Origin of the sequence: Streptomyces sp. NPDC046465, from assembly GCF_040646035.1 — a bacterium.
Classification (GTDB): Bacteria; Actinomycetota; Actinomycetes; order Streptomycetales; family Streptomycetaceae; genus Streptomyces.
Map to the genome: position 1 here is coordinate 1 of NZ_JBEYZK010000065.1, position 4268 is coordinate 4268.

General features: G+C 68.0%; 4 protein-coding genes. All 4 read left to right on the forward strand.

The genetic code is table 11. The annotated features are described in order from the left end of the window. Nucleotides 1-347 precede the first annotated feature (347 nt). Nucleotides 348-1247 carry an aromatic prenyltransferase gene (locus tag ABZ953_RS39040; RefSeq protein ID WP_361734253.1) on the forward strand — a complete coding sequence of 300 codons (900 nt, stop codon included), beginning with the start codon at nucleotides 348-350 and terminating at the stop codon, nucleotides 1245-1247. Nucleotides 1248-1299: 52 nt separating this feature from the next. Next, on the forward strand, nucleotides 1300-2373 hold the full coding sequence (locus tag ABZ953_RS39045; protein ID WP_361734255.1) for a methyltransferase: 1074 nt from the start codon (nucleotides 1300-1302) through the stop codon (nucleotides 2371-2373). A 63-nt stretch (nucleotides 2374-2436) separates the two neighbouring features. Beyond that, the gene (locus ABZ953_RS39050; protein WP_361734257.1) at nucleotides 2437-3351 is read left to right on the forward strand and encodes an aromatic prenyltransferase; all 915 of its coding nucleotides are present in this window, start codon (nucleotides 2437-2439) and stop codon (nucleotides 3349-3351) included. Between the two features lie 298 nt (nucleotides 3352-3649). Then, nucleotides 3650-4138, forward strand: coding sequence for a PhzA/PhzB family protein (locus ABZ953_RS39055; protein WP_361734259.1), 489 nt, complete (start codon nucleotides 3650-3652; stop codon nucleotides 4136-4138). Nucleotides 4139-4268 lie beyond the last annotated feature (130 nt).

Sequence of the window (4268 nt, forward strand, 5' to 3'; positions counted from 1 at the left end):
CGGCTACAGCGCCTGCTTGCAGGGCGCCCTCGGCGTGGTCGCCCGCAAGGAGAACGCCGACATCTCCGGCTCGACCGTGACCGCCAAGGTCGGCGCCGCACCGGCCCCTGAGCCTGTGTCATATTCCCCGCCCGCCCGGCGGCCCCCGCGCAGCCCCCCACGTCCTTCCGCGCCCCGCCCGACCGGCGCCCCGCCCCCCGCCCCCTGTTCCGCCGTGCCCGCACGCCCCGCGCGCACCGGCCCCCGAACCGCCCGGCGCCCGGGGCCGAGCCGCCTGGCCGGCTCCGCGGCGCCGCCCGTAACTGCCGCCGCTCACACCGGCGCCGAAATCCACCTATGGAGGAATGATGTCGGGAACCGCCGATCTGGCAGGTGTCTACGCTGCCGTCGAGGAATCAGCCGGACTGCTGGACGTGGCGTGCGCGCGCGAGAAGGTGTGGCCCATCCTGGCCGCGTTCGAGGAGGTCCTGCCGAACGCCGTGATCGCCTTCCGGGTGGCCACCAACGCCCGCCACGAGGGGGAGTTCGACTGCCGCTTCACCGTGCCCGGGAGCATCGACCCCTACGCCGTCGCCCTGGAGAAGGGGCTCACCACCCGCACCGGCCACCCGGCCGAGGCGCTGGTCGCCGACGTCCAGAAGCACTGCGCCGTCGACAGCTACGGCGTCGACTTCGGTGTCCTGGGCGGCTTCAAGAAGATCTGGGTGTACTTTCCCGGCGGCCGCCACGAAAGCATCCAGCACCTGGCCGGGCTCCCCTCGATGCCGGCCGCGCTGGCCGAGAACGCGGACTTTTTCACCCGCTACGGACTGGCCGACAAGGTCGACCTGGTCGGCGTCGACTACGCCAGCCGCACCATGAACGTGTACTTCGCGGCCTCGCCGGAGGTCGTCGCCCCCGACACCGTACGGGCGATGCACCGCGAGATCGGGCTGCGCGAGCCCAGCCAGGAGATGCTCGACTTCTGCGGCCGGGCGTTCGGCGTCTACGCCACCGTGAACTGGGACTCGCTGAAGGTGGAGCGGATCTCCTACAGCGTCAAGACGGAGAACCCGCTGGAGCTCTCCGCCCGGCTCGGGGCCAAGGTCGAGCAGTTCCTGAAGAGCGTTCCCTACGGCACCGACACCCCCAAGATGGTCTACGCCGCGGTGACCTCCAGCGGCGAGGAGTACTACAAGCTCCAGTCGTACTACCAGTGGCGGACCAACAGCCGGCTGAACCTTTCGTACATCGGCGGGCGTTCGTGACCAGCAGTCCCGTACAGCACCCTTCCCACTTTTTTCCGAAAGGGATCAGCGCATGACAACTGAAGCCACTCTCGGGCGCTTTCGCGAGTACATGGTCGGCCCCTCGCGGTTCATGAGCCTGCTGTCCGTCTTCGAGCTCGGCATCATCGACACCCTGCGCGAGCGGCCCGGCCTGACCGCCGCCGAGCTCGGCGAGGCCGTCGGCGCCAAGCCCGACGCCGTGGAGCAGCTGCTGTTCCTGCTGGTCAAGGAGGGCTTCGTCGCCCAGGACGAGGCCAGCGGCGGCTACAGCCTGGACGCGCTCGCCGAGGTCGCCGAGAGCGACCTCAAGCGCGCCCTCACCTACATGAACATGATCAAGGTGGTGGCGCTGCGGCAGCTCTTCTACCTCACCGACAGCGCGCGCACCGGCACCATCGTGGGCCTCAAGGAGCTGTACGGCACCGAGGGGGGGACGCTGTACGACGCGGTGGCCGACCACCGCGACCTCAACGACGCCTGGCTGACGCTGATGAACAACGTCACCGCCAACATCGACCCCTGGTTCTTCGGCAACATCGACGTGCCCGCCGGCGCCCAGGTGCTCGACGTGGCCGGCAACACCGGCCTGGGCGCGATCCACACCTATGAGCACAAGGCCTCCCCGGGGCTGAAGGTGACCACCTTCGACCTGCCGGAGAAGGAGAGCACCTGCCTGGAGAACTTCCGTCAGCACGGCGTGGCCGAGCACTGCTCCTTCATCGGCGGCAACGTCTTCGACGAGATCCCCAAGGGTTTCGACACCGTGCTGATCAAGCACTTCCTGGACATGTTCGACAAGGACGACGTGTTCAAGATCCTCAAGGGCGTCCACCGCTCGCTCGAGGTCGGCGGCACGGTCAACATCATGGTGCCGGTCTATCCCGAGGACATCCGCGACACCGACAACTACAACGTCGACTTCTTCCCGGCCTTCTTCATCGGCTGCACCATGGGCCAGGGCGGCCCGCAGAAGATGTCGGTCTACCAGAGCTGGCTGGAGGAGTGCGGGTTCAAGGTCACCAAGGCCGTCACCAAGGACCCCGCCGAGGTGCCCCGCGACGTCATCCCCGTCCAGGCCATCCTGTGCGCGACGAAGATCGCGTGACCGGCTGACCCCGGGCACCCGCTCACCGCTGCGACCGAGCGCCAACCGGCACATGGAGGATAAATGCCCGCAGTCACGGGGATCGACGAGGTGTACGCGGCCATCGCGGAGGCGGCCCGCCTGGCGGGGATCCCCTGCGCGCGCGAGAAGGTCCGGCCGATCCTGAGCGCGTACGCGGCCGGACTGGCCGAGGCCGGGGTCGTCTACAGCGTGTCGACCAGCGAGGACTCCCCGGGAGAACTCGACTACACCGTCACGGTGCCGCCCCGCAGCGGCGATCCGTACGCCACCGCCCTGGCGCACGGCTTCGTCACGGCCACCGACCACCCCGTCGCCACCCTGCTCGCCGCCCTCCAGGCGCGGTGCGACATCAGCGAGTACCTCATCGACGGCGGCGTCGTCGGCGGATTCAGCAAGATCTACGCGCACTTCCCGCAGGACGTGCAGGGGGTGGCCGGCCTCGCCGGCCTCCCCGGCATGCCGCCCGCCCTGGCCAAGCACACCGCCCTCCTCGAGCGGCACGGCCTGAGCGACGTCGCGATGGCCGGCATCGACTACCGGCGGCGCACGGTCAACCTGTACTTCACCCAGCTCTCCGAGGAGAGCCGGGCACCGCACAGCATCCGGGCGCTGCACCGCGCGATCGGCCTGCCCGAGCCCGACGAGCAGATGCTCGCCTTCGCCCGGCGCTCCTTTCGCATCTACACCACCCTCGGCTGGGACTCGCCGCACATCCAGCGGATCTGCTACGCCCCGCCGCCGGCCCGCGGCTTCGACCCCGCCGCCCTGCCGGTGCGCATCACCGACCAGGTCGAGCGGTTCGTGCGCGGCGCCCCGCGCGCCTACGCGGGCGAGCCCATCGTCATCGCGGCCGTCAAGTGGGAGGCGGGGGGCCGCTACCTCAACCTGGGCCCCTACTACCAGCTGTCGCCGCTGATGCGGAAGGTGATCAGCGCGGTCCACAACGGGACGATCTGAGAACGCCTCTCGGCGCCGGCCCCCTGCCTGAGCCCGGACCGCGGTCCGGGCTCAGGCGATTTCTCTGTCTCACCCCGCCCTTTTCCGTATTCCGCGGGAATCGAGAATTGTTTCCACCGGTGCGTACACCCGCATGCCCTCAATAAAGTTGAATGTTGCACCATGTTCATGAGTGTAACGTCGAAACGGTGTTGATTTTGCTCTGGGGAATCAGGCAGGATCGCTTGAGGTAAGGCAGGGGGATTCCACACCCGTGCCCCCCACATTCACTCACCCGATATTCGCAGAGGGGACTTTCATGTCAGATTCCGTCACGGGCCAGGGCTTTTCCGACGCGGCCGAACTGCGCCGCGCCAACCGGGCCACCGTCGAGCAGTACATGCACACCCGCGGACAGGACCGGCTGCGCCGCCACGAGCTGTTCACCGAGGACGGCCGCGGCGGCCTGTGGACCACCGACACCGGATCCCCGGTGGAGACGGTGGGCCGCGACCGGCTCGCCGAGCACGCCGTGTGGTCGCTGGGCTGCTTCCCCGACTGGGAGTGGTACAACATCCAGATTTTCGAGACGCAGGATCCGAACCACATCTGGGTGGAATGCGACGGCCGCGGGAAGATCCTCTTCGGCGACTACCCCGAGGGCTACTACGAGAACCACTTCCTGCACTCCTTCGAGCTGGAGAACGGAAAGATCAAGCGTAATCGCGAGTTCATGAATCCGTTCCAGCAGCTGCGTGCGCTCGGCATTCCGGTTCCGGAGATCAAGCGCTCCGGCATTCCCACCTGAGGACCACTCGATTACCGCTGGATCGGAGTACGTCATGGAAGACGTTATACGGGAGATTCGTATCCGCGGGGCTTTGCAGCAACCCGATTGGAGCGACCTTTCTCAGCTGAACCGGGTCGGGGAGGCCCTG

Excerpts from the sequence above, each read along its gene's own strand:
- ABZ953_RS39055 (WP_361734259.1), top strand. The coding sequence starts at position 3,650 with ATGTCAGATTCCGTCACGGGCCAGGGCTTTTCCGACGCGGCCGAACTG.
- ABZ953_RS39040 (WP_361734253.1), top strand. The coding sequence starts at position 348 with ATGTCGGGAACCGCCGATCTGGCAGGTGTCTACGCTGCCGTCGAGGAA.
- ABZ953_RS39050 (WP_361734257.1), top strand. The coding sequence starts at position 2,437 with ATGCCCGCAGTCACGGGGATCGACGAGGTGTACGCGGCCATCGCGGAG.
- ABZ953_RS39045 (WP_361734255.1), top strand. The coding sequence starts at position 1,300 with ATGACAACTGAAGCCACTCTCGGGCGCTTTCGCGAGTACATGGTCGGC.